Annotated in this window: 1 protein-coding gene and 1 pseudogene; both read right to left on the reverse strand. The window is 48.9% G+C overall.

From position 1 onward, the window contains the following. The coding region (locus ACIDE9_RS14140; RefSeq protein WP_411995302.1) for an MCP four helix bundle domain-containing protein at positions 1-1,823 on the reverse strand (1,823 nt) is incomplete at its 3' end. Positions 1,824-2,021: 198 nt separating this feature from the next. Beyond that, positions 2,022-2,342: pseudogene (locus tag ACIDE9_RS14145) on the reverse strand (chemotaxis protein); the annotation flags it as partial.

Raw genomic sequence — 2,342 nt, forward strand, 5'->3', positions numbered from 1 at the left:
GCCTGTTGCTCAGTACGCGCTGACAAGTCGGAGTTACCGCTGGAGATCTCGTTCGCCGCCGTCGTGATCGTTTCTACGGCTTCAGATACGGCCATAATCGGTTCGACAATCAGGTCCAGGGTACTGTTGATGCCCTGGACGATATCGCTGAAACCACCCGGATGGCGGCTGGCATCAGCGCGAACGGTAATACGGCCCTCTTTAGCTGCATCCGCCAACATCAAGGTATCGTCATTCAATGCCTTCAGGTTGCTACGAATCTGCTCGATCGCCACATTAATAAAGGCTTTCTTGCGTGGGAACTGCTCTAATGGCATATCAAAATTACCCTCACCCAAACCACTCACACATGCAATGGCTTTTTTCTTGGTGTTGATATGCTCTTCAACCATTTCATTCACACCTTCGGCCATCACGCGGTAGGCACCATCGAATTTGGCGGCATTAATCCGCACGTCGATTTCACCAATATCGTGCTCGGAACTCATGTGTGTCATTTCTGAAATCAATGTGTTGATGGCATCGATACACTGATTCAGGTTGTTTTTAATAGTATTGAAATCGCCATTGTAATGATCGCTGATTTTGGCTGGGATCTCGCCTTTTGAAATATCCGCAATATAGCGTGCGGTCACGTTCAGTGGCGTAATCAGCGCATCCAGCGTGTTATTCATGCCTTGCACAATGGTGCGGAAATCACCATGGTATTTGCTGGCATCTGCACGTGCGGATAAATTGCCTTCAACCGCACCATGTGCCAATGCGTCAACATCAGCGACCAATGCCTTGATATTGGCTCTGACTTGCTCAATGGCTTCATTCACAAAGGCTTTTTTGCCAGGGAATTTCTGCAATGGCACATCCAGATTACCTTCACCAAAAGCTTTTACTACCTCAATCGCACTACGGTTCATGGCAATATGGCCAGCCACCATTTTATTGATGCCAGCGGCCATTTCAGAGTAACCACCTTTAAAGCGTGACTGATCGACATTGCAATCAATATCACCTTCATCATGTTGTTGGCTCACGTAATTCAGTGATTGCACCAGGCCATCCAATGTACGTTGCAGGCTCACAATAGAGTACGCAACGCTAGACTTATCGTTAGTCGCCAGTGCAATTTTCTGGTTCAGGTTACCTTCTACGAGGTTGTGGGCAATCTGTGCCAACTCACCCGGCTCAACACCCAGTTGCGCACGCAGTCGTTTGGTAATCAGCATGCCAAAAGCAACAATTGCCGCCAGGCATAGCAAGGCAATGGCAGAGGATTGCCATACAGCGCTCTGCTTGATGCTGGCTGCATTCGCAGCAAGCTCCAGGCTGGTTTTCTGGTTGTAGAGCATATGCTCATCCATCTTGTCAGCCACTTCCAGTGCCAGCTTGTCTGCCTGTTTCAAGGCCTCAGGCGCCTCAGGCGCGCCGATGTCTGACAAACGCAACACATCCGTCATTTGCACAAAATAGCGATTCAGCATCTCTTTTTCAGCTGTCAGCAATGCCTGGTCCTGATCACTAGACACCAGGTCCTGGTAGTGCGTCAGAGACTCTTCGACAACCGCTTTACGATCCTGAATTTGCGTTGCCAACTTTTCCTTTTCGGCAGGCGTGGTCACGCTCACGTGGCGCAACACATTCAGGCGCAACCTTTGATAGTAGTTTTGCGCTTTGGACAGTTCAAGAATGCTGGGGATGGTGTTGACGTTGGCCTGATTGGTCGTGTCATACACTTTAACGATTTCGTTTAAAGTGACCCCGATAAGAACCACCATCGCTAACGCGCAAGTGGCAATCAAAAGATACATGCGTTTTGCAATTGTCATCATGGATTCCTAAGATAAAGAGAGCTAAAAATATAGATTTAAAAATTACTTTTTCACGCTCTGATTATGGCAAAAATGGTTCAAACGAGATGTTGAAATAAGACAGGGAATTCCTGTCTTATTCTTGCTTAAAGCATAAAAAACCGGCTGCCTTGGCAGCCGGTTTGAATTTAAATGGGCATCCCTTAAACACCTTGTTTAAAACTCTTCCCAATCACCGTCATCAGTGCCTGTCCTGGCAGGTATTTTGGGTGCAGGATTGGAGTTACTGACATGCGGCGAGTGATTCGGCGCCACTGGTTTCGGCAAATGCGCAACGAGTGGTTTCTGACCAGCGTTGTAGGCTTTGCGCCCAGCGTTTGCCTTGGATGATGCAACACCACTGCCGCCCCGTCCGTCAAGTTTAAACTGGCTAATCGCCCCGGCCAGCTGGTTGGCCTGATCGACCAGGGATTCAGCCGCAGCTGCAGCCTCTTCCACTAAGGCCGCGTTCTGTTGCGTGGTTTCGTCCATGCTGGT

Origin of the sequence: Methylophilus sp. 'Pure River', from assembly GCF_046765995.1 — a bacterium.
GTDB lineage: Bacteria > Pseudomonadota > Gammaproteobacteria > Burkholderiales > Methylophilaceae > Methylophilus.